Origin of the sequence: Roseovarius sp. (assembly GCF_965228755.1) — a bacterium.
Lineage (GTDB): Bacteria > Pseudomonadota > Alphaproteobacteria > Rhodobacterales > Rhodobacteraceae > Roseovarius.
Window position 1 is genome coordinate 1 of sequence record NZ_CBDDIG010000001.1, and the last position, 24,621, is coordinate 24,621.

Sequence of the window (24,621 nt, forward strand, 5' to 3'; positions counted from 1 at the left end):
TTCGGCGAGCTTGCGGGCCTGGAACTTTTCCAGCAGGCGGGCGCGGTAGACCTCGACCGTGCGGTAGGAGAGGCCGAGCTCGAGACCGATCTCCTTGGAGGTCATGCCGCGGCAGGTGAGGATGGCGACCTCGCGCTCGCGCTGGGTGAGCTCCACCAGCGGGCGTTCGTCGGAGAGGTCGGCGAAGGACCAGACGCCGCGGGCGAAGGGGTCGTCGGGCGTCACCGACTGGCCCCTCACGCGGCACCAGAACAGCGTGCCGTCATGCCGCTTCATCACCCGCTCGTCATGGTAGGTGCCGGTGAGGCGCATGGATTTCAGCCCGCGTTCGCCGATGCGGCGGTAATCCTCGATCGAGGGGTAGTAATGGGCCAGCGGGATGCCGGCATAGTCCTCGGGAGCACCGCCGAAGATGGCGGCGAACTGGCGGTTGCACTGGCGGATGATGCGGTTTTCGAGCACCGCCAGCCCCACCGGCGCGTGGTCGAAGGCCATTTCCTTGATCTGCATTGGCGCACTATGCCGCGGAGAGGCGGGCGCGCCAAGCGGGCCTTGCGTGATTCTACGGAATTGATTGCCGCGCGGGGCGGTGGTTTGGTGGCGCCGAAGAGACGGGGGAGGACAGGCATGAACATCGGTCAGTGGCTGATGCGGACGGCGCAGGTTCGCGGCGAGGCGCCGGCGATTTTCCTCGGGACGGAGCCGGTGGCGGATTACGCCGGGTTCCATGACCGGGCGGCGCGGCTGGCCGGCTGGCTGGGCGCGCGAGGCATCGGGCCGGGTGACCGGGTGGGGATCTTCATGAAGAACTGTCCCGAGGTGCTGATCGCGTTCTACGGCATCTGGTATGCCGGGGCGGCGGCGGTGCCGGTCAATGCCAAGCTGCACGGGCGCGAGGCGGCGTGGATCCTTGGCCATTCGGGGGCGAAGATGTGCTTTGCCACGCCCGACCTGGCCGGGGCGCTGGGCGAGGCCGGGGTCGAGGCGGCGGTGGTCGACACGACCGGGGCGGACTTTGCCGGGGCGATGCGGTCCGAGCCGGTGGCGGGCCCGGCGCCGCGAGAGCTCGATGACCTGGCGTGGCTGTTCTACACCTCGGGTACCACCGGGCGGCCGAAGGGGGTTATGATCACCCACCGAATGCTGATTGCCACCTCGCTGATGTACCTGGCCAGCGTCGACAGGGTGACGGCGGAGGATGCCACGCTCTATGCCGCGCCGATGAGCCATGGGGCGGGGCTTTATGCGCCGGTGCATGTGCTGATGGGGGCACGGCATGTCTGCCCCGTCTCGGGCGGGTTCGAGCCGGGGGAGATTTTCGAGCTGGCGAAGGGCATGGGCAACCTGCACCTGTTCGCCGCGCCGACGATGATCAAGCGGATGACGCAGGCGGCGAAGGCCGAAGGCATCGGCGGCGAGGGGTTGCGCAGCGTGGTCTATGGCGGCGGGCCGATGTACGTGGCCGATATCGTCGAGGCGGTGGAGGTGTTCGGGCCGGTCTTCATCCAGATCTACGGGCAGGGCGAGGCGCCGATGGGGATCACCGCGCTGAGCCGAGAGGAGGTGGCCGACCGGGCGCATCCGCGCTGGCGGGAGCGGCTGGGCTCGGTCGGGCGGGCGCAGGCCGGGGTCGAGGTGAGGATCGGCGATGAGGACGGCGCCCCTCGTGCCGTGGGCGAGCCCGGCGAGATCATGGTGCGCGGCGACGTGGTGATGGCCGGTTACTGGGAGAACGCGGAGGGCACGGCAAAGACGCTGAAGGATGGCTGGCTGATGACCGGGGACGTGGGCACGATGGATGCCGACGGGTTCGTGACGCTTCAGGATCGGTCGAAGGACGTGATCATCTCGGGCGGGACGAATATCTATCCCCGCGAGGTGGAGGAATGCCTGCTGATGCACGGCTCGGTCAGCGAGGTCTCGGTGGTGGGCCGGCCCGACCCGGAATGGGGCGAGGAGGTGGTGGCCTTCGTGGTCTGCGAGGGGGCGCTGGACGAAGCGGCGCTGGATGCGCATTGCCGCGAGAATATCGCGCGGTTCAAGCGGCCGAAGGCGTATTTTGCCGTGCCGGACTTGCCCAAGAACAACTATGGCAAGGTGTTGAAGACCGAGCTGCGCAAGCGGCTGGAGGAGGGGGCGGGCGGTTAGCCGGGCTTGGGCTCCAGCAGCTCGACCTCGACAAAGGCGCATTCGAAATCGTTGCCGTTGATCACGTCATGCTCGACGCCCAGTTCGCGGAAATAGGGCACGCCGTTCTGCATCGGCGCGGTGACCCGCTCGCCATTGCCGAGGTTGATCTCGAGCACGCCGTCGAAGAGCGGAACCACGATGTAATCAAAGGCATGGCGGTGCCAGCCGGTGTTATCGCCGCGTTTCGCGAAGCGCCATTCGGTGACGCGGACGCGGTCGTTGTCGATCATCACGGTCGGGGTGGCGGTGCCGGTGTCTGCGCACATTCGGGCGATCCTTCCTTGGGGTCTGCCCATGCTAGGTGGGTTTTCCGGCGAACGGAAGGATGCGCGCGGCGGCAGGGAAGGTTAACGAAAGGTTAATCGGGGTGCATGTCGCCGCGCGTGCAGCCGCCCGCCAGGGTGGCGGCGATCCAGTTGATGCGGATGCTCTCGCCCTGTTCGGCCAGCCATGCCTCCTGAAGCCGGTAGGCGGGCAGTTCCTGTTGACCGGGGCAGTACCAGTGCCGCGCCGTGGCCTGCCGGTGGTGGGTGAGTTCGTGCAACAGGACGCTGACGTCCTGCGGGCTGCGCATCGACCACGGGCGGACGAGGTAGATCGTCTGCGTGTCGGGGTCGTAGAGGCCCCGGCGGGTTGCGCCCAGCCGCCCGCCGCTGTCGGACATGGCCCGCGCCCGCTGGGGCGAGATCAGGCGGAGGCGCGGTGACGTGGCGCGGGCCGGGTAGGGGCTTTCGGCGTCGAGCCAGCGGTCGAGCGTGGTCATCAGCGCGGGCAGGGTGGTTACGCGCTGCCAGTCCGGTTCCGGTTCGGCGGCGTGGGCGGCGAGCGGGCCGAGGCCCAGCCACAGGGCAATGGCGATCGGGGCGATCCGCGCAAGCGCGAACCGGGGCAGGGGTTGCATGGCACCCTCCGTAAAATTTTGCTGAACGTGGGAGTCATGCTAACCTTGGGTAAAGAAAGCCTCAAAGGATCGTTCCTCAGCCGCAGATGAACCGCATTCACCCATGACCCAGCGCCCCCTTCCCCCGTTTTCCGCCATCCGCGCCTTCGAGGCCGCGGCGCGGCATTTGAGCTTCAAGGCGGCGGCGGAGGAGCTGTGCGTGACCCCCTCGGCGATCAGCCACCAGGTCAGGACGCTGGAGGAGCACCTGGGCCAGCCGGTCTTCGTGCGGGCGGCGAACAGGCTGGCGCTGACGCGGGCGGGGGCGGAGTATGCCGGGGCGCTGTCCGGCCTTATCGACGGGCTGTTCGCCGCGACGGACCGGGCCACGGCGGGGGCCAAGGCCGGGCCGTTCCGGGTGCAGGCGACGGCGGCGTTCAACGCCCGCTGGCTGGTGCCGCGGCTGGAGCGGTGCCCGTTGCGCGAGGCCCTGTCGGTGACCACGGCCGCCGGGGCGCCGGATACGGATTTTGCCAGCAATGACGCGGACTTGATCGTGCATTGGTGCGACAGCCCGATCCCCGGCTGCCACGTGCTTCCGATGCTGAAATCCGTGCGCTTCCCGGTGGCGAGCCCCGCCGTGGCCGCGCGGATCAGGACGCCGCGGGATTTGCTGAACGAGCCGCTGTTGCGCGACCAGGTGCTCGATTGCTGGGGCGACTGGTTCCGGGCGGCGGGGGTGGTGGCGCCGGAGGAGGGCCTCGGGGGTACGTTCAACGCCAATTGCGATATCAACCTGACCGCCGCCGAGCGGGGGCAGGGGGTGGCGCTGGCGTGGGATGCGATCGCGCGGGCGACGCTGGAGGAAGGGCGGCTGGTAAGGCTCTTCGATATCGAGACGGCGCCAAAGGTCATATATTCAGTGGCTTACCCCGAGGCGCGGGCCGACGATCCGCGGATCGCGGCGATGCGCGACTGGCTGCTGCATGAAAGCCTGGAAGACGGCACAAGCGCCGATCCGGTGCGGATCGAGGCGGCGCAGTGACGCTGAAACGCGGTGTCGGTATCGCGTCGGTATAACGTCGGTATTTTGTCGGTGTTTTGTCGGTGTTTCCTGCCGACGGGGCCGCCTGAAGGCCCTTCCCCTTGCATTCGATGAGGCGCGGCGTTAGTCACCCGCCCTGCGGTCGCAGCCTACCCGCATACCAAAACAAGGGTCACAATAATGGATACGATTGTCATCTGCTCGGGCGGGCTCGATTCCGTGTCGCTCGCGCACAAGGTCGCGGCGGAACACCGCCTGCGGGGCCTGCTGTCCTTTGACTACGGGCAGCGGCATGTGAAAGAGGTCGAGTACGCGGCGGCCTGTGCCAAGCGGCTCGGCGTGCCGCACAAGGTGGTGGATATCTCGAGCGTGGGCGCCGCCCTGTCGGGGTCGGCCCTCACCGACGATGTCGCCGTGCCCGACGGGCATTATGCCGAGGTGACGATGAAGATCACCATCGTGCCCAACCGCAACGCCATCATGCTGGCGATCGCCTTCGGCATGGCGGCATCCGAGAAGGCCGACGCGGTGGCGGCGGCGGTGCACGGGGGGGATCATTTCATCTATCCCGATTGCCGGCCCGGCTTCATCGACGCGTTCCAGGCGATGCAGGATCATGCGCTTGAAGGCGTGGCGGAGGTGCGGCTTTACACGCCCTTCGTGACCATCTCGAAGGCCGATATCGTGACCGAGGGCGCGAAGCATGGCACGCCCTTTGCCGAGACATGGTCGTGCTACAAGGGCGGGGAAGTGCATTGCGGGCGCTGCGGCACCTGTGTCGAGCGGCGCGAGGCGTTCGATATTGCGGGGGTCGCGGACCCGACGGTTTATGCCGATGCCGATTACTGGCGTGAAGCGGTGGAGCGCGCCTGATGTACCGGATCACCAAGGAATTCGCCTTTTCGGCCTCGCACCAGCTCAAAGACCTGCCGCCGGAGCATCAATGCGGGCGGCTGCCCGGGCATAATTACGTGGTCGTGGTGGAACTCGCGAGTGCCGAGCTTAACGCCCATGGCTTCGTGCGGGATTACCACGAGCTGGCGCCGCTGAAGCGGTATATCGACGACGAGCTCGATCACCGGCACCTGAATGACGTGCTGGGGGATGACATGGTGACCGCCGAGCGGCTGGCGAAACATCTTTACGACTGGTGCGCCGCGCACTGGCCGGAAACCGCGGCCGTGAGGGTCAGCGAGACACCCAAGACATGGGCGGAGTACAGGCCATGAGCACCCAAGACAGCATCCGGGTTTCGGAGATCTTCGGGCCGACGATCCAGGGCGAAGGGGCGCTGATCGGGCAGCCGACGGTGTTCGTGCGGACGGGCGGGTGCGATTTCCGCTGTTCGTGGTGCGACAGCCTTCATGCGGTGGAGTCTGAATATCGCGACACGTGGAAGGCGATGCCGCCCGAGAATATCATGGCCGAGATCGAGCGCCTTTCGGGCGGCAAGCCGATCATGGTGACGCTCTCGGGCGGGAACCCGGCGACGCAGCCGCTGGACCGGCTGATCGAGCAGGGGAAGACCAAGGGCTATCGCTTCGCGATGGAAACCCAAGGCTCGGTGGTGAAGCCGTGGTTTGCCGAGCTCGATACGCTTGTGCTGAGCCCCAAGCCGCCCTCGTCGGGGATGGGCACCGACTGGCGGATCGTGGCGAATTGCGTGCGCGCGGCCAAGGCGGCGCCGACGGTGCTGAAGATCGTGGTGTTCGACGAGGCCGATTACGCCTTTGCGCGCGAGGCGTCGGAGCGGTTCCGGGAGCTGCCGGTCTACCTGCAGCCCGGCAACCACACGCCGCCGCCGCCCGGCGATGACAGCGCCACGGTCGACCAGGAGGGCATCGACGAGCGGATGCGCTGGCTGATCGACAGGGTGATGCAGGACAAGTGGTACGGGGCGCGGGTGCTGCCGCAGTTGCATGTCATGCTTTGGGGCAACAAGCGGGGCGTTTGAGGGGATGATGCGATGAGCGACGATATCTACAAGGGGCTGAAACAGCTGGGTGGGGCGACGGCGATGCCGCAAAGCCCCGAGGAGGCCGAGCTGGAGCGGGTGCAGAACCCGCAGGCGGACGTGGCCTATAACGTGCGGTTCACGGCGCCGGAGTTCACCTCGCTCTGCCCGATGACGGGGCAGCCCGATTTCGCGCACCTGGTGATCGATTACGTGCCGGGGGACTGGCTGGTGGAGAGCAAGTCGCTGAAGCTCTTCTTGGGCAGCTTCCGCAACCACGGCGCGTTTCACGAGGATTGCACCGTGTCGATCGCCCGGCGGCTGGTGGAGTTCCTCGAGCCGCAATGGCTGCGGATCGGGGGGTACTGGTACCCGCGCGGGGGCATTCCGATCGACGTGTTCTACCAGACCGGCCCGATGCCCGAGGGGGTGTGGATCCCCGACCAGGGCGTGCCGCCCTATCGCGGGCGGGGGTAACGAAAAACCCGCCGGGGGTGGCCCGGCGGGGTTTCCTGATCAAATGACCATTGCTGCCTCAGCACGGGCCGCGGCGATAGCGGCCGTCGCCGGTGGCGTAGGCGCACTGGTTGTTCGCGGTGTTGCGCGCCACCAGCGTACCGGCAGCCGCGCCGCCGAGGGTCGAGACGACGGTCCAGTCGCTGTCGGCGCCCAGGGCCTTGGCGGTGATGAAGCCGAGGCTGCCGCCGATCAGCGCGCCGCCTGCCTGGCGTTCCTGCTGGGGTGTCATGCAGCCTGCGACCGCGACGGGCGCAGTGAGGGCAAGGGCGAGAACGGTCTTTCTCATGGGAAATCCTCCGAGTTGAGGCGGCGTTATGCCGCGATTTCGCTGATTGGAAGCTAGGTTTCTTTGCGCCAAGCGGAAGACGCAGTTTTTGTGACGGCGAATTTTTGCAGAGGTGTCAGCCCCATACCGGCAACTTGCCGCTTACTTTCAGGGCCATGTCTGATCGTCGGGAACTTTTTGCGGATGAGGGCTGCCCGGAACGGTGACGGTTTCGGCCACGTAGACGGTATCCCGCCCGGGTCTGGCGGCGCGCAATTCGCGGTAGCCGATATAGAGCCCGCTGGCCACGATCAGCGCCATGCCAAGGATCGTGGTCAGCGCCGGCACCTCGCCCCACAGGAGCCATGCCAGGGCCGAGGCAATGGGCAGGTAGCTGTAGTCGAAGGGCGCGATGACGCTGGCATCGGCCACCTGGTAGCCGCGCGACAGCAGGATATAACCCGCCATGCCGATCAGCCCCAGCAGGGCCAGGGTGGGCAGGTCGCCCCCCGTTTCGGGCGGCAGGGTCCAGCGGAGGTGGTGAAACTCCGGCCCGAAGGTGAGGACGCTGTTCAGGAGGTAGCCCATGCGCAGCAGGATCGGCCCGGTGAAGGCGAGGGTGTAGAGCCCGACGGTGAGGCTCGATTCCCGCTCGCCGATCTGCCGGGCGAGGATCTGCGAGGCGGCGTAGAAGGCGGCGCAGATCAGCGGCAGGATCGAGATCCAGGTGAAGTTCTCGCCGCCCGGGTTCATGGCGATGAGTACGCCGGCGAAGCCCGTGACCAGCGCGCCGATGCGGTGGATGCCGATGGTTTCCCCGAGGAACACCGCCGCCATTACCGCGATCATCAGGGGCGCGGAGAAGAAGATGGTGGTCACCTCGGCCAGCCCCATGAAGGGAAAGGCGGTGTAGAACAGCGAGAACCCCACCGAGAACAGCGCCGCCCGCAACAAGTGCAGCCGCCAGAGAGGCGTGGTCAGCCGATGCGGCCCACCGAGGATGAGAATCAACGGCACCAGCACCAGCACGGCGGCACAGGAGCGCACGAAGATCAGCATCCAGATCGGGTAGGTCAGGAGCAGCGATTTCATGAACGCATCCTGCCCGGCGAAGAGGCTCATGCCGATAAGGACGCAGGCGATGCCATGCGCCGTGCGCGAGGGCGCACGCGGGGTGTCGGGGGTCAGGGTGGCCATGGCAGCACGGTTGCCGCCGAAGGCGGGGGGCGTCCACCACGTTTGCGACGGGATGTCGGAAACGGCGCATGGGGCGTTGGGGGCGAATAACTGTCTTGTATTCAAGTATACTTGAACTTCTAGAACCGGTTCCATCCCACGGGAATCAGGAGAGAACCAATGCAGAAACGACCGTTGAACCCCTTCGACTGGCACGAGGCCGACGACCAGGGGATGCTTGTCGAGGGCTTCAAAAGGATGGTGTTCGTGTCGGGCCAGTGCGCCATGTCGAACGATGGCCGCCCGCAGCATCCCGGCGACATGCGGGCGCAGACGCTCCTGTCGCTCGAGAACGTGGCGGCGGTGCTGGCGGAGGCGGGGATGGACCTGTCGAATGTCGTCCACCTCAACACCCATGTCACCGATGTCGACCTGTTCAGGGCCGAGGCGGCGGAGGCAATGGCCGAGCGGCTGGCGGAATACGGCGTGCGGCCGCCGGGCGTGCTGTCGGGGACGACGCGGCTTGGCCTGCCGGAGTTGATCGTGGAACTGGAGGCGATTGCGGTGGGGTAGGGCCCCGGCCGGAGAGAGGGGCCGGGCCGCCTGACGCGGCCCGGCCATCCGGTCAGTCCCGGTTCATCCGGTTGTCGATCAGGTCGTCGACCACGCCCGGATCGGCGAGGGTGGAGGTGTCGCCAAGCGCGCCGTAATCGTTCTCGGCGATCTTGCGCAGGATGCGGCGCATGATCTTGCCCGAGCGGGTTTTCGGCAGGCCCGGCGCCCACTGGATCAGGTCGGGCGAGGCGATGGGCCCGATCTCCTTGCGGACCCAGTCGCGCAGCTCCTTGCGGAGGTCTTCCGACGGTTCCTCGCCCGACATGAGCGTCACGTAGCAGTAGATGCCCTGGCCCTTGATATTGTGCGGGTAGCCCACCACGGCGGCCTCGGACACTTTCGGGTGCGCGACCAGCGCCGATTCCACCTCGGCCGTGCCCATCCGGTGGCCCGAGACGTTGATCACGTCATCGACCCGGCCGGTGATCCAGTAATCGCCATCCGCATCGCGGCGGCAACCGTCGCCCGAGAAGTAATAGCCCTTGTAGTCCGAGAAATAGGTCTTCTCGAACCGCTCGTGATCGCCCCAGACGGTGCGCATCTGGCCGGGCCAGCTGTCGGTGATGACGAGCACGCCCTCGGCCGGGTTCTCGGTGATCTCCTTGCCGGTCTGCGGGTCGAGCACGGCGGGTTTCACGCCGAAGAACGGCTTCATCGCCGCGCCGGGCTTGAGCGCGTGGGCGCCGGCCAGCGGGGTCATCAGGTGGCCGCCCGTCTCGGTCTGCCACCATGTGTCGACGATGGGCACCTCGCCCTTGCCGACGATGTTGTGATACCACTCCCACGCCTCGGGGTTGATGGGCTCGCCCACGGTGCCGAGGATCTTCAGGCTGGAGAGGTCGCATTTCTCGACGAACCCGGTGCCCTGGCCCATCAGCGCGCGGATGGCGGTGGGGGCGGTGTAGAACTGGTTCACCTTGTGCTTCTCGCAAACCTGCCAGAAGCGGCTGGCGTCGGGGTAGGTGGGCACGCCCTCGAACATCAGGGTCGTGGCGCCGTTGGCGAGCGGGCCATAGACGATGTAGCTGTGGCCGGTGACCCAGCCCACGTCGGCGGTGCACCAGTAGATATCGCCCTCGTGATAGTCGAAGGTGATCTCGTGCGTCATCGCGGCCCAGACGAGGTAGCCGCCGGTGGTGTGCACCACGCCCTTGGGCGCGCCGGTCGAGCCGGAGGTGTAGAGGATGAAGAGCGGGTCCTCGGCATTCATCGCCTCGGGTTCGCACTCGGCCGAGGCCTTCTCCATCAGCGGGCCATAGGCGAAATCGCGGCCGTCCTTCATGGCGACATCGGCGCCGGTGCGCTCGACCATCAGGACCTTGGTATCGCCGCTGATCTCGAGCGCCTTGTCGACGTTGGACTTGAGCGCCGTGTTGCGGCCGCCGCGCGGGGCCTGGTCGGCGGTGACGATCAGCTTGGCCTCGCAGCCGCTGACCCGGGCGGCCAGCGCCTCGGGCGAGAAGCCGGCGAAGACGATGGAGTGGATGGCGCCGATCCGGGCACAGGCCAGCATGGCATAGGCCGCCTCGGGGATCATCGGCATGTAGAGGACGACGCGGTCGCCGCGGCCCACGCCGAGCTCCTTGTAGACATTGGCGAGCTTGTTCACCTGTTCGGACAACTCGCGATAGGTGATGTGCTTGGACGGCTCATTGGGGTCGTCCGCCTCCCAGATGATCGCCGTCTGGTCGCCGCGCTTGTCGAGATGGCGGTCGACGCAGTTGGCGGCGACGTTGAGCTGGCCGTCCTCGAACCACTTGATCGACACATTGCCGAGATCGAAATTGACGTCCTTGATCTTGCTGAACGGCTTGATCCAGTCGACGCGCTGGCCGTGTTCCTTCCAGAACGCCTCGGGGTCGCTGATCGAGGCCGCGTACATCTTCTCGTATGTCGCCTCGTCGACATGGGCGTTCGCGGCAATTTCGGCAGCGGGGGGATAGGTTTTCAGTTCGGACATATCGGACCCTTGGTGTTGTCAAATTTCGGTCGTGGTAAGACGGCCCGCACCGCCGGCAGGACAAAGACTGCGAAGCGCGCGCGCCGTCCGGCCTCAGATGGCCAGGTATTCCGAGCGAAGCTCGTCGTTTTGCAGAACCTCCTCTGCGGTGCCGTCAAAGACGATCCCGCCGGTGTCGAGGATAACAGCGCGATCGGAAAGTTCCAGTGCGCGCACCGCGTTCTGTTCGACGATGATCGTGGTCATGCCCTGTTCCTTGATCAGGCGCAGGGTCTTCTCGATCTCGTCGACGATGACGGGGGCCAGCCCCTCGTAGGGTTCGTCGAGCAGCAGGACCTTGATGTCGCGCGCCAGCGCACGGGCCACGGCCAGCATCTGCTGTTCGCCGCCCGAGAGGGTCACGCCCTCCTGCTTGCGGCGTTCGGCGAGGCGCGGGAACAGGTCGTAGAGCCGTTCGAGCGACCAGCCCACGGGCGGGGCGATCTGGGCCAGTTGCAGGTTCTCCTCGACCGTCAGGCCGGGGATGATGCAGCGGTCTTCCGGCACCAGGCCGATGCCGGCCTGGCTGGCCTGGTGGCTGTTCATGTTGTGCAGCGGCTGGTGATCCAGCCAGATCTCGCCGTGGTTCACCTGCGGGCTGTCCATCCGCGCGATCGAGCGCAGCGTGGTGGTCTTGCCGGCGCCGTTGCGGCCCAGCAGGGCGAGGATCTCGCCCTCGTGGACGTTGAAGCTGATGTCCTGCACGATGTAGCTTTCACCGTAGTAGGACTGCATGCCCCAGACCGACAGGAAGGCCGGCGATGTCTCGGCGTAGTTCTTGCCTTTCGAGAAGTCGGGTTTGACGTTCATGGTTCGTGTCCTCCCGTCCCGGACCTGACCCGGGACCTCCGTTTTGGGGGCGGGGCCCCGGGCCGGGCCCGGGGCGCCGGTGAAATGTCGCTCAGGCGCTTTCGCCGAGATAGGCCTCGCGCACCTTCGGGTGGCCCTTGATCTTGTCGGGCGTGTCCTCGACCAGCGGGGTGCCCTGCGCCAGCACGGTGATCCGTTCGGCCAGCGAGAAGACGACGTGCATGTCATGCTCGATGATGGCGATGGTGATGTCGCGCTCGTCGCTGATCTGCTTGAGCAGGTCGATGGTGTTGTTGGTGTCGGCCCGCGCCATGCCCGCCGTCGGCTCGTCGAGCAGCAGCAGGCGCGGATTCTGCGCCAGGCACATGCCGATTTCCAGCCGCCGCTTGTTGCCGCGCGACATCGAGGCCGCCTTGGTGTGGCGCTGATCGGCGAGGTTGAGGTTCTCCAGCATCTGCTCGGCCTGGCCGATGATGTCCTTCTCGTTCTCGGTCTTCTCGATGGCGTGCATCCGGAAGGCGCCGTCGCGGGTGGCGAAGATCGGGATCATCATGTTTTCCAGCACGCTCAGGTCGCCGAAGATCTCGGGCGTCTGGAACACGCGGGAAATGCCCATCTGGTTGATCTCGTAGGGCTTGCGGCCCAGCACCGACTGGCCGTCGAACATGACCGAGCCGGTATCCGGGATCAGCTTGCCGATCAGGCAGTTGAGCAGGGTCGACTTGCCCGCGCCGTTCGGCCCGATGATGGCGTGCACCGAGTTCTCCTCGACGCTCAGGTTGACGTCGCCCAGCGCCTGAAGGCCGCCGAAGCGCTTGTTGACGTTCTTGACCTCAAGAATTCCCATGGGTCCGTCTCCTTATTCGGCGGGGTTGCGCTGGTTGGCGGCGTCACGCTCGGCATCCGAGCCCTTGGCGTCGCGCCGGCGGAAGGTGAAACGCCCGATCCTCTGGCCGCCCTCGACAAGGCCGCCGGGCAGGAAGATCACCACCAGCATGAACAGCATGCCGAGGGTCAGGTGCCAGCCCTTGCCGACGAAGGGGTAGATCAGCGCCACGACCACGTCCTCGAGCCCGTCGGGCAGGAACGAGAACCAGCTGTGCAGCACCGCGTCGTTGATCTTCGAGAAGATGTTCTCGAAATACTTGATGAAGCCCGCGCCGAGGATCGGCCCGATCAGCGTTCCGGCGCCGCCGAGGATGGTCATCAGCACCACCTCGCCCGAGGCCGTCCACTGCATCCGCTCGGCGCCCGCCAGCGGGTCGACCGCCGCCATCAGCCCGCCGGCGAGCCCGGCATACATGCCCGAGATCACGAAGGCCGCCAGCGCGTAGGGGCGCGAGTTGAGGCCGGTATAGGTCATCCGGGTCTGGTTCGACTTCACCGCCCGCAGCATCATGCCGAAGGGCGAGCGGAAGATCCGGATGGCCACGTAGAAGGCCAGGATCATGCAGACCGCGCAGACATAGTAGCCGGTGTTGAAGTTGAAGTCCCAGGCGCCGAAGCTCATCTGGTTGTTGCCCCGCATCGACCAGCCGAACAGGTGCGGCAGGTTGGGCAGGCCGGCGCCGTGGAAGATCTGCGGATCGTCGGCATAGACCTGAAGCCCGGTCTCGCCGTTGGTCAGGTTGAACTTGGGGTTCGACAGCACCGAGTAGGCCAGCGCGAAGGACATCTGCGCGAAGGCCAGCGTCAGGATCGAGAAGTAGATGCCCGAGCGCCGCAGGCTGATATAGCCGATCAGCAGCGAGAACAGCCCCGCCAGGATCACCGCCACCACGATCGCCGGGATGACGTTGTAAGTGAACAGCTTGAACATCCAGACCGCCGCGTAGGAGCCGACGCCCAGGAAGGCGGCGTGACCGAAGCTGAGATAGCCGGTCAGGCCGAAGAGGATGTTGAACCCGATGGCGAAGATCCCGAAGATCACGAAGCGCTGCATCAGGTCCGGGTAGCCCGCGTTGAACTGCGCCATGGCGCTGTTCGTCGGGAACGGGTTCAGCAGGAAGGGCGCCAGGATCGTCAGGGCGATGACGATCAGGAAAAGCGCCGTGTCTTTCTTGTTCAGTCCGAGCATTGGTTCAGTCCTCCATCACGCCTTTGCGTCCCATCAGACCGCGCGGGCGGGTCAGCAGGACAATGATGGCGACAAGGTAGATGATGATCTGGTTGATCCCGGGGATGGTCGTGGTGGCCCAGGTCGTCGAGGCGAAGCTTTCGAGGATGCCCAGCAGGAAGCCGGCCAGCACGGCGCCCGGAAGGCTGCCCATGCCGCCGACCACGACGACCACGAAGCTCAGCACGAGGAAATCCATGCCCATGTGATAGTTGGGCGGGTTGATCGGCGTGTACATCACCCCCGCAAGCCCCGCCACTGCCGCGGCGATGCCGAACATGATGGTGAAGCGGCGGTCGATGTTGATGCCCAGCAGGCCCACGGTCTCGCGGTCGGCCATGCCGGCGCGGACGACCATGCCGAAGGTGGTGAATTGCAGGAAGGCAAAGACCCCGCCGATGATCAGCGCCGCGAAGACGAAGTAGATCAGCCGCCAGTAGGGGTAGATGATCGCGTTCGGGTCGAAGCCCACCATGACGCCCAGGTCGATGCTGCCCGCGAAGGCCTCGGGGGCCGGGGTGGGGATCGGGTTGGCGCCGTAGAAATACTTGATGATCTCCTGCAGCACGATGGCCAGGCCGAAGGTCACGAGGATCTGGTCGGCATGGGGGCGGCGGTAGAAGTGCTTGATCAGGCCGCGCTCCATGATGAAGCCGATGAGCAGCATGATCGGGATGGAAAAGAGGATCGCAATCGGCACCGACCAGTCGCTGATGGCGGCCCCGAGCTCTGGCCCGAACCAGTTTTCGACATAGGGCGTCTGGACCTTCAGCGGGTTGCCGAGGAAGTCGGTCCGGCTTTCGTCGATCGTGGTGACGCTGAGGTTCAGGATGCGCTGTACCGTCACGGCACAGAAGGCGCCGATCATGAACAGCGCGCCGTGGGCGAAGTTGACGACACCGAGCGTGCCGAAGATCAGCGTCAGCCCCAGCGCGATCAGCGCGTAGGCCGAGCCTTTGTCGAGCCCGTTGAGAATTTGCAGAATGATTGCGTCCATTGTTCCCACCCGTGGGTTATCTGATGTGGGGAAATCCCCGGCCGGGCCGGGGCAGCATCCCGGCCGCGACAGGCGCGGCCGGGATGTGGTGCGCGGTTACGCGCCCGGGTTACATTCACCCAGCGTGGCCTCGTCGCCACCGAACATCGGGTGGTTCGGCGGATACATGACCTGGTCGACCGGCGTGATCTCGACGATTTCCAGCGTGTCGTACTGGCTCGACGGGTTCTGCGCGCCGCGCACGACCAGAACGTCCTTGAAGCACTGGTGGTCTTCGGCACGGTAGAGCGTCTTGCCGTTGCCCAGGCCGTCGAATTCGAAGCCTTCCAGCGCCTCGGCCACACCGCAGGGGTTGAACGTGCCGGCGCGCTCGCAGGCGTCGGCATAGAGCAGCACCTGCGCATAGCAGGTCTGGGCCGAGTTCGACGGCGGCTTGCCGTATTTCTCGCCGAAGGACTTGACGAACGCCTTCGAACCCTCGTTCTCGAGCTGCCAGTTGTAGTTCATCGACCCCAGCACGCCCTTGATGTTCTCACCGGCGCCCTGCGCCATGAGCTCGGAGTAGAGCGGCACGACGATCTTGAAGTCCTTGCCGTTCACCTGCTTGTCGAGCAGGCCGAACTGGATGGCGTTGGTCAGCGAGTTGACCATGTTGCCGCCGTAGTGGTTGAGCACCAGCACGTCGGCGCCCGAGTTCAGGACCGGCGTGATGTAGGACGAGAAGTCGGTCGAGGCGAGCGGGGTCTTGACCGTGTTGACGGTTTCCCAGCCCAGCGCCTCGGTCGAGGCGACGATCGACTCTTCCTGGGTCCAGCCCCAGTTGTAGTCGGCGGTCAGGTGGTAGGCGCGGCGATCCTCGCCCATCTCCTTGGCCAGCACCGGCGCCAGCGCGGCACCCGACATGTAGGCGTTGAAGAAGTGGCGGAAGCCGTTGGCCTTGCGGTCCTTGCCGGTGGTGTCGTTGGCATGGGTGAGGCCGGCCATGAAGATGATGCCCGCCTCCTGGCAGAGGCCCTGAACGGCCACGGCCACGCCCGAGGACGAGCCGCCGTTGATCATGATGGCGCCGTCCTTCTCGATCATCGACTTGGCCGAGGCGCGTGCGGCGTCCGACTTGGTCTGGGTGTCGCCGGTCACGAATTCGACCTTCTTGCCCAGGATGCCGTTGCCCTTGAGCGCCTTCGAGGTGAAGGTGTTCAGGCAGCCGCCGTCGCCTTCGCCGTTCAGGTGCTCGACCGCCAGCTTCTGTGCCAGCAGCTCGTCCGCGCCCTCGTCGGCATAGGGGCCGGTCTGGGGCACGTTGAAGCCCAGCGTCACGGAACTGCCCGTCGGCTCGTTCATGTAGGCCGACGCGGACGATGCCGTGAAGATCGTCGGCAGCGCGACGCCGGCACCAGCGACTGCGCTGGTCTTCAGCAGGCCACGACGAGTCAGATGCGATTTAGACATTGATATCCTCCCGTTAATGAACTTCACCGGGGGGCCTCCTCTGCGCCCCCGGCTCACACAAATGTGCAAAGCGATTATCGCAGGTCGGAAGAAAATTTCGCAACAACTGGCTACGGCGAAAGGATTTTTTTGTAAAGAAATGGACAAGGCGGCTCGAAATTTTGTAAAGAATTTTGTATGACGTGGCGGAAGCCGCGCTATTCAATGGGAAAAACGTGATGGCGGAATCCTCGATGATCGGCAGCCGCATCCGTGAAAGGCGGGTGATCAGCGGGCTCAAGCAATCCGAGCTTGCCAGGCGCGCCGGCATCTCGGCCTCCTACCTCAACCTGATCGAGCACAACCGCCGCAGAATCGGCGGCAAGACCCTGAACAAGCTGGCGGATATCCTCGGCGTCGCGCCGGTCCTGCTGTCGGAAGGGGCCGAGGCCACGCTGATCTCCGCCCTGCGCGAGGCCGCCGCCCGGTCCGAGACCGAGGGCCGCGCCGGGGCCGAGGCCGAGCGGGCCGAGGAATTCGCCGGCCGCTTCCCCGGCTGGGCCCGGCTGCTGAGCGACCTTGCCCGCCAGCGGGCCGAGCTTGAAAGCACCGTCAAGGCGCTGACCGACCGGCTGGCCCATGATCCGCAGCTTGCCGCCTCGCTGCACGAGGTGATCTCGACCGTGACCGCCATCCGCTCGACCGCCTCGATCCTGGCCGACACCAAGCCGCTCGAACCGGAATGGCAAAGCCGCTTTCACCGCAACATCAACGAGGACAGCAAGCGCCTGGCCGAAGGGGCCGAGGCGCTGGTGCGCTACCTCGAACAGACGCCCGATGCGCAGTCCGAGATCATGTCGCCGCAGGACGAGCTGCACGCCTTCCTCGAAGAGCACGGGTTTCACTTTCCCGTCCTCGAGGGCGAGGACGGCGCCGCCCGCATCCCCTCGGTCGTCGACCGGTCCGACCGGCTGGAAACCCAGGCCGCGCGCAGCCTCGCCCGCACGGTGCTCGAGCAATATGCCAGGGATGCGCGCCTGTTGCCGGCCGAGGTTATGGCGCGGGCGGTGGCCGAACACGGGCCCGACCCCTCGGCCATCGCCGCGGCCACCGGCACGGCCCTGCCCGCCGTCTTCCGCCGCCTCGCCATGATGCCGCAAGCCGAGGCCGGCCCTGTCGGGCTGGTGGTCTGCGACGGGTCGGGCACGCTGATGCTGCGCAAGCCGGCGCTGGGCTTTACCATGCCGCGCTCGGCCGCGGCCTGTGCGCTCTGGCCGCTCTACCAGTTGCTGACCCAGCCCGGCGCCCCCGTCCGCCTGCGCCTGCGCCAGGGCGAGGCGCGGGTGCTGGCCCTGACCGTCAGCGAGGAGGTGGCACCGGCCCGGTTCGACCGCCCCGCGCTCTGGCGTCCGCACATGCTTCTGCTGCCCGACCCGGGGCCCGAGGCCGCGGGCCCCCTGCGCGAGGTCGGCGTCAACTGCCAGGTCTGCCCGATCGCCGATTGCGCGGCGCGGCGCGAGCCGTCGATCCTTGGTCGCGCCTTTTGACAGGCCAGCATAACTTGACGATAGTGAACTGCAGCCGTCAATCGGCGCAATCGGAGGGGGAGGCCGATTGGATGGGGAAAAAAGTGATCCTGATAGAGGACGAGCGGAATATCATCGAGGCGATCAGCTTCATCCTGAGCCGGGACGGGTGGGAGGTGAAGACACACTCCAACGGCCATGACGCGGTCGCCGCCGTGCGCGACCGGCGGCCCGACCTGGTGATCCTCGACGTGATGCTGCCGGGCAAGAGCGGCTTCGACATCCTGCAGGAAATCCGCGACGATGCCGAGCTGGGCGCGACGCCGGTGCTGATGCTGACGGCGCGCGGCCAGCAGAAGGACCGCGAGATGGCCGAGCGCGCGGGCGCCAGCCGCTACATGACCAAGCCGTTCTCGAACGCCGAAGTCCTGGAGGCGGTGCGCGATCTGGTGGGGCCGTGACCGCCAAGAAGACGCCCGTCTTCGTGCAGCGGCGCACCTATCGGCGCCGCCGGGTGGCCGACGGCGCCCGGCTTCTGCCGGTCTTCGGCGGCATTCTGTTCCTGATCCCGCTGCTGTGGGGCGGTGAGGCGGCGGGGCCGGAGGCGGCGCCCGACGGTGGGCGCACCGCCTGGGTGATGACCTATCTCTTCCTCGTCTGGTTCGGGCTGGCGGTGCTGTCGGGCGTTCTGGCCCGGTTCCTCGTGGCCGAGGACGAGGGCAACGAGGAGGAGGGGGAGAGCTGATGGTCACCCTCAACGTCCTCGTCCTTGTCTGCCTGCTTTACGTGGCGTTCCTCTTTGCCGTGGCCTTCGGCGCCGACCGGGCGGCGCTGGTGGGGCGGGGGACGTGGCTGCGCTCGCCCATCGTCTACACGCTGTCGCTGTCGATCTACTGCACGGCCTGGACATTCTATGGCGCGGTGGGCTTCGCCGCGCGCTCGGGGCTGGAATTCGTGACGATCTACCTCGGGCCGACGCTGGTGATGATCGGCTGGTGGTGGACCCTGCGCAAGATGGTCCGCGTGGGCCGCAGCCAGCGGATCACCTCCATCGCCGACCTCATATCCTCGCGATACGGCAAGTCGAACACGCTGGCGGTGTTCGTCACGCTGGTCGCGGTGATCGGTCTCACGCCCTACATCGCGCTGCAACTGCAGTCCGTCACCCTCTCCTTCGCCACCTTCGCCGAGGCCGACCCGTTCACCGACGCGCCGCCCAGCCAGCAATCGACCGCCTTCTGGGTCGCCGCCGGCCTCGCCGTCTTCACCATCCTCTTCGGCACCCGCAACCTCGACGCCAACGAGCGCCATCACGGCGTGGTCATGGCCATCGCGCTCGAGGCGGTGGTCAAGCTGTTCGCGCTGCTGGCGGTGGGGGTCTTCGTGGTTTGGGGGCTGGCGGGCGGCGTCGACGAGATCCTCGCGCGCATCGATTCCTCGCCCATCGCGCGGTGGGAGGTGCCGGGCAGCCGCTGGGTGGGCCTGACGCTTCTGTCGGCGGCGGCCTTCATGTGCCTGCCGCGGATGTTCCAGGTGATGGTGGTGGAAAGCGAGGACGAGGATCACCTGCGCATGGCCGCCTGGGCCTTTCCCACCTACCTGATGCTGATGAGCCTGTTCGTCGTGCCGATCGCGGTGATGGGGCTCGACCTGATGCCCGAGGGCGCCAATCCCGACCTCTTCGTGCTGACCCTGCCGCTGATGAACGGGCAGGAGGGGCTGGCGATCCTGTCCTTCCTCGGCGGGTTCAGCTCGGCCACCTCGATGGTGATCGTGGCGGCGATTGCGCTCTCGACCATGGTGTCGAACCATATCGTCATGCCGATCTGGCTGTGGTCGACCGGGGGCGGGGCGATGGTGTCGGGCGACGTGCGCAGCGTGGCGCTGCTGGCCCGGCGGCTGTCGATCGCGGTGATCCTGTTCCTCGGCTACTGCTATTTCCGCCTGTCGGGCGGGGGCACGGCGCTGGCGGCGATCGGGCTGATCTCCTTCGTCGGCGTGGCGCAGTTCCTGCCGGCGCTGATGGGCGGGCTGTTCTGGCGCGGCGCCACCCGCTCGGGCGCGCTGGCGGGGCTGGGCGTGGGTTTCGTGCTGTGGCTCTACTGCCTGTTCCTGCCCAGCTTCGGCGCGTCCGAGGTCATGCCGTATTCGGTCATGGAAAACGGGCCCTTCGGCATCGGCTGGCTGCGGCCGCAGGCGCTTTTCGGCGCCGACGGGATGGATCCGGTCATACACGCCGTGATGTGGAGCCTGCTGCTCAACACCTGCACCTTCCTCGGCGTCTCGCTGCTGACCCTGCCCAAGCCCATCGAGCGGCTGCAGGGGGCGCAGTTCGTCAATGTCTTCCAGCATTCGCAGACGCCGGGAAGCTGGTCGGGGGGGCTGGCGCGGTCGGAGGACCTGATGATCATGTCCCAGCGGATCATGGGCGCGTCGGAGGCGCAGGCGATGTTCTCGAAGGAGGCGCGCAAGCAGGGCATCGCGGGCTACCTGCCCGAACCGACGCCGGATTTCCTGCAGATGCTGGAACGGGAGCTTTCCGGCTCGGTCGGCGCCGCCACGGCCCACGCGATGATCTCGCAGATCGTCGGCCGCGCGACCGTGTCGGTCGAGGACCTGATGGCGGTGGCCGACGAGACCGCGCAGATCATGGAATATTCCAGCAAGCTGGAAGCCAAGACCGAGGAACAGGCCCGCACCGCACGGCAATTGCGCGAGGCAAACGAGAAGCTCACGCAGATTTCCGTGCAGAAGGACGCCTTCCTCAGCCAGATCAGCCACGAGCTGCGCACGCCGATGACCTCGATCCGGGCCTTCTCGGAGATCCTGCGCGACAGCGAGGGGCTGTCGGAGGCCGACCGCAACAAGTATGCCTCGATCATCCTCGAGGAGGCCACGCGCCTCACCCGCCTGCTCGACGACCTGCTCGACCTGTCGGTGCTGGAAAACGGGCAGGTGGTGCTCAATTCGCAGACCGGGCAGCTGTCCGACATGCTCGACCGCGCCATCTCGGCGGCAGGCGTGCAGGACCGCCTGCGCATCCACCGCCGCCGCGAGGCCGAGAAGATCACCCTGCACACCGATCTCGACCGGCTGGCGCAGGTGTTCATCAACCTCATCTCCAACGCCGGCAAATATTGCGAGGCGGCCGATCCGGCGCTGACCATCCGCCCGCAGGCCGAGAACGGCAATCTCGTGGTGGATTTCATCGACAACGGGCCGGGCATCCCCACCGACCAGCAGGCGATGATCTTCGAGAAGTTCTCGCGCATCGGCCAGACCAAGGCGGGGGGCGCGGGCCTCGGCCTTGCCATTTGCCGCGAGATCATGGGCCGGCTGGGGGGCGACATCACCTACCTGCCGGGGCAGGAGGGGGCGGCGTTCCGCGTGGTCCTGCCGCTGCGCGAGGGGCCGCAGGCGCAGGCGGCGCAATAACAACTTTCGTAAACGCCATGGTAAGGATGCGGGCGGTAAGGTGCCCCGGATGGCTCGAACGGGCCGGAAAACCGCGGCGAGGGCGATGTCGGGCGAGGAACGCAATTCAGTCATTCACAGGAAGGCCGCCAGCGCGCGCGAGGATTTCGACGCGCGCGCCATGTCGCCCTCCAAGGCGCTGCGCCTGTCGCTCGAGAAATGCGGCGACCGGCTGTTCCGGCTTGCGCTGACGGTGGGCACGCTGGAACAGCGGCGGCTGACCCATGCCGCGGTGAAGGAGGAGGTGGGCGCCGACACGCTGATCCTGCTGCTCGACGGGCAGGGCGGGGCGCGCGGCGCGGCGCTGCTCGACCTGCAATTCGCGCAAGCGCTGGTCGAGGTGCAGACCATGGGCCGCGTGCGCCCCGGCGCCGCGCCCGACCGGCCGCTGACGGGCACCGACGCGGCCATTGCCGCACCGCTGGTGGATGCGATGCTGACGGGTTTCGACGACACGCTGGCGGAGGCGGAGACGGGCCACCGCCCGCTGGGCTTTCGCTTCGGTGACAGGGTGGGCGATGCGCGCGGCCTGCTGCTGGCGCTCGAGGCCGCGGATTACGAGCTGTTCCGCCTGACCGTCGATATCGGCGGCGGCGCCCGCACCGGTATCCTGAGCCTGATCCTGCCGGCCGCCGTGCTGGCCCGGCCCGAGCCCGGCAGCGGCGAGGCGGGCGAGGGGGCGGCGTTTGACCTGGGCCAGTTGGCGATGCAGATGCCGGTCACGCTCGATGCCGTGCTCGACCGGGTGCAGCTTTCGCTGGCCGAGGTCTGTGCGCTGCAACCGGGCATGACCCTGCCGGTCGGCACGTCGGCCATCGGGCGAACGGAGCTCGTCGCCTCCGGCCACGTTGCGGCGCAGGGGCGGCTGGGGCAGATGAACGGCATGCGCGCCGTACGGCTGACCGGCGCGGGCGAGGAGGCGGCACCGCCTCGCGCCACGCCGGAGCCCGCCCTTGCGCCCACACCGCCCGATCCCGATCCCGCGCCGGGCTTCCCCGACCTTTCCGGCCTTGCCGCAAGCGAGCCGCCCACGCTGACCGCCCTGCCGGACCTGCCCGACCTGCCGGCCACCGGCGGCGGGTTGCCCGACCTGCCCGACCTGCCGGGCGAGGGGGGCGATGGCGGCCTGCCGGACCTGCCGGCGCTGGCCGACCTGAAATGATCAGAGCTTGTTGAGCGGCACTTTCAGGAACACGTCGCCCTTGTCATCGGCCGGCGGCATCCGCCCGGCGCGCATGTTGATCTGCAGCGAGGGGATGATCAGCTTCGGCATCGCCAGCGTGGCATCGCGCGCGTCGCGCATCTTCACGAAGCTGTCGCGGTCGCGCCCCGCGCCCACATGCACGTTCTTCGCCTTCTGCTCGCCCACCGTGCTTTCCCAGGCGTACTCGTCCCGCCCCGGCGCCTTGTAATCGTGGCCCACGAAGATCCGCGTGGCGTCGGGCAGCGACAGGATCTTCTGGATCGACGAGTACAGCACCTCCGACGACCCGCCGGGAAAATCGCAGCGCGCGGTGCCGAAATCGGGCATGAAGAGCGTGTCGCCCACGAAGGCCGCGTCGCCCAGCACGTAGGTCAGGCAGGCCGGCGTGTGCCCCGGCGTCTGCAGCACGTCGCCGCGCATCTGGCCGAGGTGGAAACTGTCGCCCTCCACGAACAGCCGGTCGAACTGCGAGCCGTCGCGCTGGAACTCGGTGCCCTCGTTGAACACCTTGCCGAACGTGTCCTGCACCTCGCGGATCTTCTCGCCGATGCCGATCTGCCCGCCCAGCCTTTCCTGCAGGTAGGGCGCCGCCGACAGGTGGTCGGCATGGACATGCGTCTCCAGCAGCCACTGCACCTCGAGCGCCTCTGCCTCGACATGCGCGACGATCCGGTCGGCCGAGCGCGTGTCGGTCCGGCCCGACGCGTAATCGAAATCCAGCACGGAATCGATGATCGCACAGGCCCTCCCGGCGGGATCGCGCACAACGTAGGAAATTGTATTCGTCGCATCGTCGAAAAATGCGGTAACATCGGGTGACATCCGGGCCTCCCCTGCGGCGCGCCATGACGACGCCTTCACATATCTTTCAACCGCAGGGGTTGACGCGGGTCAAGGACGATCACGACATGACGTGACAGGGTGTGCCAGTTGACGGAGGAAAAACATGTCTGACACGACCCGTTATCGAAAGGCGCTGCTCGCCCGTCTGGGAGAGCTCGACAGCCGTCTGCACCAGATCGAGGCCGAGCTCGACGAGCCCCATTCCAAGGACTGGGAGGAGAACGCCGTCGAGCGCGAGGGCGACGAGGTGCTCGAACAACTGGGCCACAGCGGCGAGGCCGAGATCGCCCGCATCCGCGCCGCCCTGCAACGGCTGCGCGACGGCACCTATGGCGAATGCGTCCGCTGCGGCGAGGATATCGCCACGGCCCGGCTCGACACGCTGCCCGACACGCCGCTCTGCCGCGACTGCGCGGCGGGCGCCTGATGTGCCGCCCGGCCGCGCGGTCCTGGCGCGGGCGGGCGATGTGAACGGTGATCCTGGTACCATGCGTAAACCTGGGAGGACGACCATGACCACGCTGACCGACGACATGAAACGCCTGCACAGCCGCATCCTGGATACGGATGAGGGCCGCCGGCACCTGTACCGGCCCAAGCTCACGGAAATGATCGAGCGGATGGAGGACGCCGGCGAACGGGTGCCCGCGCGCATCCGCGACCTGCACGAGGAGCTGACCGCCGACGCCATCGAGGCACAGTTCGACAACATGCCGGTCTGATTGCATCCCGCCGCGCCGCGCAAGGCTTGCCAGCCCGGTTTTTGTCCGGTCTAATCGCGCGAAACGAACCGGGCGATGACGGGGGAGGGCGTGACGCAGCAGGTGCAGCAGCGGGTGCAGGACGGGGTCGCCGTTCTCACGCTCGACCGCCCCCCGGGCAACGCCCTCGTCCCGGACCTGCGCGCCGACCTGCTGGCCGCGCTTCGGGCCGTTCTCGCCGATCCGGGTGTCCGCGCGGTGGTGATCACCGGGGCGGGCACCGGGTTCTGCGCAGGCGTCGATCTCAACGAGTATACCAGCCCGGACGGCGCGCCCCGGCTGCCCCTGAACGAGCTGTTCACGGCGATCGAGGAGGCGCCCAAGCCGGTGGTCGCCGCGCTGCATGGCGCGGCGCTGGGCGCCGGGGTCGAGCTGGCCCTCGCCGCCCATGCGCGGGTGGCACAGCGCGGCACGCGCATCTCCATGCCCGAGGTGACGCTCGGCCTGATCCCCGGCGGCGGCGCGACCCAGCGGCTGCCACGGCTGGCCGGCGCCCAGGCATCGCTCGAGCTGATGCTGTCGGGCCGCGCGGTGGAGGTGACGGAGGCCCGGCTGGCGCCGGTCTTCGACCGCATCACCGATGACGCGCCGCTGGCGGCCGCCTGCGACTTCGCGGCCGCCCTGGCCGATGGCGTTTCCTGGACCCGCAGCCGCGACGTCACGCGCGGGCTGTCCGATCCGGCGGCGTTCCAGGCCGCGGTCACGGGCGTCGCCGCCCGGCTGCGCTCGGCCGGCTCGGCCGAGGCCGACATCCTGGCCTGCGTCGAGGCGGCCCAGCTTCTGCCCTTCGAGCAGGGGCTGATCTTCGAGCAAAGCCGC

General features: G+C 67.2%; 27 protein-coding genes. 15 read left to right on the forward strand and 12 right to left on the reverse strand.

Annotated features, from left to right (window positions below):
• On the reverse strand, positions 1-510 hold a 510-nt coding region (locus tag ACO07J_RS00005; RefSeq protein ID WP_422025090.1), incomplete at its 3' end, for a LuxR C-terminal-related transcriptional regulator.
• Between the two features lie 117 nt (positions 511-627).
• Here ACO07J_RS00005 and ACO07J_RS00010 point away from each other — a divergent pair.
• The gene (locus tag ACO07J_RS00010; RefSeq protein ID WP_422025092.1) at positions 628-2,148 is read left to right on the forward strand and encodes a class I adenylate-forming enzyme family protein; all 1,521 of its coding nucleotides are present in this window, start codon (positions 628-630) and stop codon (positions 2,146-2,148) included.
• Here ACO07J_RS00010 and ACO07J_RS00015 read toward each other — a convergent pair.
• The gene (locus tag ACO07J_RS00015; protein ID WP_422025094.1) at positions 2,145-2,456 is read right to left on the reverse strand and encodes a cupin domain-containing protein; all 312 of its coding nucleotides are present in this window, start codon (positions 2,454-2,456) and stop codon (positions 2,145-2,147) included. The genes ACO07J_RS00010 and ACO07J_RS00015 overlap by 4 nt on opposite strands.
• 92 nt (positions 2,457-2,548) lie before the next feature.
• The gene (locus tag ACO07J_RS00020; protein WP_422025096.1) at positions 2,549-3,091 is read right to left on the reverse strand and encodes a DUF6647 family protein; all 543 of its coding nucleotides are present in this window, start codon (positions 3,089-3,091) and stop codon (positions 2,549-2,551) included.
• Positions 3,092-3,194: 103 nt separating this feature from the next.
• Here ACO07J_RS00020 and ACO07J_RS00025 point away from each other — a divergent pair, with 103 nt between their 5' ends.
• The 5 genes from ACO07J_RS00025 (at position 3,195) to queF (ending at position 6,546) form a co-directional block, all read left to right on the forward strand.
• Entirely contained in the window at positions 3,195-4,115 is a 921-nt protein-coding gene (locus tag ACO07J_RS00025; RefSeq protein WP_422025098.1) for a LysR family transcriptional regulator, read from the forward strand.
• 180 nt (positions 4,116-4,295) lie between these two features.
• The gene (gene queC, locus ACO07J_RS00030; protein ID WP_422025100.1) at positions 4,296-4,988 is read left to right on the forward strand and encodes a 7-cyano-7-deazaguanine synthase QueC; all 693 of its coding nucleotides are present in this window, start codon (positions 4,296-4,298) and stop codon (positions 4,986-4,988) included.
• Positions 4,988-5,344 (forward strand): 6-pyruvoyl trahydropterin synthase family protein, encoded by a 357-nt coding sequence (locus ACO07J_RS00035; RefSeq protein WP_422025102.1) that lies wholly within the window; start codon positions 4,988-4,990, stop codon positions 5,342-5,344. Before queC ends, ACO07J_RS00035 begins: the two co-directional genes overlap by 1 nt.
• Positions 5,341-6,069, forward strand: a complete 729-nt coding sequence (queE, locus tag ACO07J_RS00040; protein WP_422025104.1) for a 7-carboxy-7-deazaguanine synthase QueE — start codon at positions 5,341-5,343, stop codon at positions 6,067-6,069. The genes ACO07J_RS00035 and queE overlap by 4 nt, the downstream gene beginning before the upstream one ends.
• Before the next feature lie 12 nt (positions 6,070-6,081).
• The gene (gene queF / locus ACO07J_RS00045) at positions 6,082-6,546 is read left to right on the forward strand and encodes a preQ(1) synthase (protein WP_422025106.1); all 465 of its coding nucleotides are present in this window, start codon (positions 6,082-6,084) and stop codon (positions 6,544-6,546) included.
• A gap of 58 nt (positions 6,547-6,604) precedes the next feature.
• On the opposite strand, the gene ACO07J_RS00050 is transcribed toward queF, so the two are convergent.
• Together ACO07J_RS00050 and ACO07J_RS00055 are read right to left on the reverse strand one after the other, a co-directional pair.
• Positions 6,605-6,874, reverse strand: a complete 270-nt coding sequence (locus ACO07J_RS00050; protein ID WP_350125357.1) for a glucose-6-phosphate isomerase — start codon at positions 6,872-6,874, stop codon at positions 6,605-6,607.
• A gap of 147 nt (positions 6,875-7,021) precedes the next feature.
• A complete protein-coding gene (locus ACO07J_RS00055) occupies positions 7,022-8,050 on the reverse strand; it encodes a DMT family transporter (protein WP_422025108.1) in 1,029 nt (342 codons plus the stop codon).
• Between the two features lie 159 nt (positions 8,051-8,209).
• Between ACO07J_RS00055 and ACO07J_RS00060 the strand changes: the two genes are divergently transcribed.
• Positions 8,210-8,602: a RidA family protein gene (locus ACO07J_RS00060; protein WP_422025110.1), complete on the forward strand. Its 393-nt coding sequence runs from the start codon at positions 8,210-8,212 to the stop codon at positions 8,600-8,602.
• Positions 8,603-8,654: 52 nt separating this feature from the next.
• Here the strand turns inward: ACO07J_RS00060 and acs are convergent, their stop codons facing one another.
• The 6 genes from acs to ACO07J_RS00090 form a co-directional block, all read right to left on the reverse strand.
• Entirely contained in the window at positions 8,655-10,604 is a 1,950-nt protein-coding gene (gene acs, locus ACO07J_RS00065; protein WP_422025112.1) for an acetate--CoA ligase, read from the reverse strand.
• A 93-nt stretch (positions 10,605-10,697) separates the two neighbouring features.
• A complete protein-coding gene (locus tag ACO07J_RS00070) occupies positions 10,698-11,453 on the reverse strand; it encodes an ABC transporter ATP-binding protein (protein ID WP_422025114.1) in 756 nt (251 codons plus the stop codon).
• 91 nt (positions 11,454-11,544) lie between these two features.
• Positions 11,545-12,300, reverse strand: coding sequence for an ABC transporter ATP-binding protein (locus tag ACO07J_RS00075; protein ID WP_422025116.1), 756 nt, complete (start codon positions 12,298-12,300; stop codon positions 11,545-11,547).
• A 12-nt stretch (positions 12,301-12,312) separates the two neighbouring features.
• Entirely contained in the window at positions 12,313-13,530 is a 1,218-nt protein-coding gene (locus ACO07J_RS00080; RefSeq protein WP_422025118.1) for a branched-chain amino acid ABC transporter permease, read from the reverse strand.
• A 4-nt stretch (positions 13,531-13,534) separates the two neighbouring features.
• A complete protein-coding gene (locus ACO07J_RS00085) occupies positions 13,535-14,566 on the reverse strand; it encodes a branched-chain amino acid ABC transporter permease (protein ID WP_422025120.1) in 1,032 nt (343 codons plus the stop codon).
• Between the two features lie 96 nt (positions 14,567-14,662).
• The gene (locus ACO07J_RS00090) at positions 14,663-16,015 is read right to left on the reverse strand and encodes an ABC transporter substrate-binding protein (protein WP_422025122.1); all 1,353 of its coding nucleotides are present in this window, start codon (positions 16,013-16,015) and stop codon (positions 14,663-14,665) included.
• Between the two features lie 218 nt (positions 16,016-16,233).
• On the opposite strand from ACO07J_RS00090, the gene ACO07J_RS00095 reads away from it, so the two are divergent.
• The 5 genes from ACO07J_RS00095 to ACO07J_RS00115 all read left to right on the forward strand — a co-directional run bounded on the left by ACO07J_RS00095 (position 16,234) and on the right by ACO07J_RS00115 (position 22,156).
• Complete coding sequence (locus ACO07J_RS00095; RefSeq protein ID WP_422025124.1) at positions 16,234-17,541, forward strand: helix-turn-helix domain-containing protein; 1,308 nt, start codon at positions 16,234-16,236, stop codon at positions 17,539-17,541.
• 71 nt (positions 17,542-17,612) lie between these two features.
• Positions 17,613-17,981, forward strand: a complete 369-nt coding sequence (locus tag ACO07J_RS00100) for a response regulator transcription factor (RefSeq protein WP_422025126.1) — start codon at positions 17,613-17,615, stop codon at positions 17,979-17,981.
• Positions 17,978-18,265: a hypothetical protein gene (locus ACO07J_RS00105; protein ID WP_422025128.1), complete on the forward strand. Its 288-nt coding sequence runs from the start codon at positions 17,978-17,980 to the stop codon at positions 18,263-18,265. Before ACO07J_RS00100 ends, ACO07J_RS00105 begins: the two co-directional genes overlap by 4 nt.
• On the forward strand, positions 18,265-20,955 hold the full coding sequence (locus ACO07J_RS00110; protein ID WP_422025130.1) for an ATP-binding protein: 2,691 nt from the start codon (positions 18,265-18,267) through the stop codon (positions 20,953-20,955). The genes ACO07J_RS00105 and ACO07J_RS00110 overlap by 1 nt, the downstream gene beginning before the upstream one ends.
• A 49-nt stretch (positions 20,956-21,004) precedes the next feature.
• On the forward strand, positions 21,005-22,156 hold the full coding sequence (locus ACO07J_RS00115) for a FliM/FliN family flagellar motor switch protein (protein ID WP_422025132.1): 1,152 nt from the start codon (positions 21,005-21,007) through the stop codon (positions 22,154-22,156).
• Here ACO07J_RS00115 and ACO07J_RS00120 read toward each other — a convergent pair whose 3' ends face one another.
• On the reverse strand, positions 22,157-23,020 hold the full coding sequence (locus ACO07J_RS00120; RefSeq protein ID WP_422025134.1) for an MBL fold metallo-hydrolase: 864 nt from the start codon (positions 23,018-23,020) through the stop codon (positions 22,157-22,159). It lies immediately after the preceding gene.
• 124 nt (positions 23,021-23,144) lie between these two features.
• Between ACO07J_RS00120 and ACO07J_RS00125 the strand changes: the two genes are divergently transcribed.
• The 3 genes from ACO07J_RS00125 to ACO07J_RS00135 all read left to right on the forward strand — a co-directional run.
• On the forward strand, positions 23,145-23,468 hold the full coding sequence (locus ACO07J_RS00125) for a TraR/DksA family transcriptional regulator (RefSeq protein ID WP_422025136.1): 324 nt from the start codon (positions 23,145-23,147) through the stop codon (positions 23,466-23,468).
• An 85-nt stretch (positions 23,469-23,553) separates the two neighbouring features.
• Positions 23,554-23,763, forward strand: coding sequence for a hypothetical protein (locus ACO07J_RS00130; RefSeq protein WP_422025138.1), 210 nt, complete (start codon positions 23,554-23,556; stop codon positions 23,761-23,763).
• Positions 23,764-23,838: 75 nt separating this feature from the next.
• Positions 23,839-24,621 (forward strand): enoyl-CoA hydratase/isomerase family protein (locus ACO07J_RS00135; RefSeq protein ID WP_422025140.1); only part of this gene is annotated, 783 nt, incomplete at its 3' end.

Excerpts from the sequence above, each read along its gene's own strand:
- ACO07J_RS00010 (WP_422025092.1), top strand. The coding sequence starts at position 628 with ATGAACATCGGTCAGTGGCTGATGCGGACGGCGCAGGTTCGCGGCGAG.
- ACO07J_RS00015 (WP_422025094.1), bottom strand. The coding sequence starts at position 2,456 with ATGTGCGCAGACACCGGCACCGCCACCCCGACCGTGATGATCGACAAC.
- ACO07J_RS00020 (WP_422025096.1), bottom strand. The coding sequence starts at position 3,091 with ATGCAACCCCTGCCCCGGTTCGCGCTTGCGCGGATCGCCCCGATCGCC.
- ACO07J_RS00025 (WP_422025098.1), top strand. The coding sequence starts at position 3,195 with ATGACCCAGCGCCCCCTTCCCCCGTTTTCCGCCATCCGCGCCTTCGAG.
- queC (WP_422025100.1), top strand. The coding sequence starts at position 4,296 with ATGGATACGATTGTCATCTGCTCGGGCGGGCTCGATTCCGTGTCGCTC.
- ACO07J_RS00035 (WP_422025102.1), top strand. The coding sequence starts at position 4,988 with ATGTACCGGATCACCAAGGAATTCGCCTTTTCGGCCTCGCACCAGCTC.
- queE (WP_422025104.1), top strand. The coding sequence starts at position 5,341 with ATGAGCACCCAAGACAGCATCCGGGTTTCGGAGATCTTCGGGCCGACG.
- queF (WP_422025106.1), top strand. The coding sequence starts at position 6,082 with ATGAGCGACGATATCTACAAGGGGCTGAAACAGCTGGGTGGGGCGACG.
- ACO07J_RS00050 (WP_350125357.1), bottom strand. The coding sequence starts at position 6,874 with ATGAGAAAGACCGTTCTCGCCCTTGCCCTCACTGCGCCCGTCGCGGTC.
- ACO07J_RS00055 (WP_422025108.1), bottom strand. The coding sequence starts at position 8,050 with ATGGCCACCCTGACCCCCGACACCCCGCGTGCGCCCTCGCGCACGGCG.
- ACO07J_RS00060 (WP_422025110.1), top strand. The coding sequence starts at position 8,210 with ATGCAGAAACGACCGTTGAACCCCTTCGACTGGCACGAGGCCGACGAC.
- acs (WP_422025112.1), bottom strand. The coding sequence starts at position 10,604 with ATGTCCGAACTGAAAACCTATCCCCCCGCTGCCGAAATTGCCGCGAAC.
- ACO07J_RS00070 (WP_422025114.1), bottom strand. The coding sequence starts at position 11,453 with ATGAACGTCAAACCCGACTTCTCGAAAGGCAAGAACTACGCCGAGACA.
- ACO07J_RS00075 (WP_422025116.1), bottom strand. The coding sequence starts at position 12,300 with ATGGGAATTCTTGAGGTCAAGAACGTCAACAAGCGCTTCGGCGGCCTT.
- ACO07J_RS00080 (WP_422025118.1), bottom strand. The coding sequence starts at position 13,530 with ATGCTCGGACTGAACAAGAAAGACACGGCGCTTTTCCTGATCGTCATC.
- ACO07J_RS00085 (WP_422025120.1), bottom strand. The coding sequence starts at position 14,566 with ATGGACGCAATCATTCTGCAAATTCTCAACGGGCTCGACAAAGGCTCG.
- ACO07J_RS00090 (WP_422025122.1), bottom strand. The coding sequence starts at position 16,015 with ATGTCTAAATCGCATCTGACTCGTCGTGGCCTGCTGAAGACCAGCGCA.
- ACO07J_RS00095 (WP_422025124.1), top strand. The coding sequence starts at position 16,234 with ATGGCGGAATCCTCGATGATCGGCAGCCGCATCCGTGAAAGGCGGGTG.
- ACO07J_RS00100 (WP_422025126.1), top strand. The coding sequence starts at position 17,613 with ATGGGGAAAAAAGTGATCCTGATAGAGGACGAGCGGAATATCATCGAG.
- ACO07J_RS00110 (WP_422025130.1), top strand. The coding sequence starts at position 18,265 with ATGGTCACCCTCAACGTCCTCGTCCTTGTCTGCCTGCTTTACGTGGCG.
- ACO07J_RS00115 (WP_422025132.1), top strand. The coding sequence starts at position 21,005 with ATGGCTCGAACGGGCCGGAAAACCGCGGCGAGGGCGATGTCGGGCGAG.
- ACO07J_RS00120 (WP_422025134.1), bottom strand. The coding sequence starts at position 23,020 with ATGTCACCCGATGTTACCGCATTTTTCGACGATGCGACGAATACAATT.
- ACO07J_RS00125 (WP_422025136.1), top strand. The coding sequence starts at position 23,145 with ATGTCTGACACGACCCGTTATCGAAAGGCGCTGCTCGCCCGTCTGGGA.
- ACO07J_RS00130 (WP_422025138.1), top strand. The coding sequence starts at position 23,554 with ATGACCACGCTGACCGACGACATGAAACGCCTGCACAGCCGCATCCTG.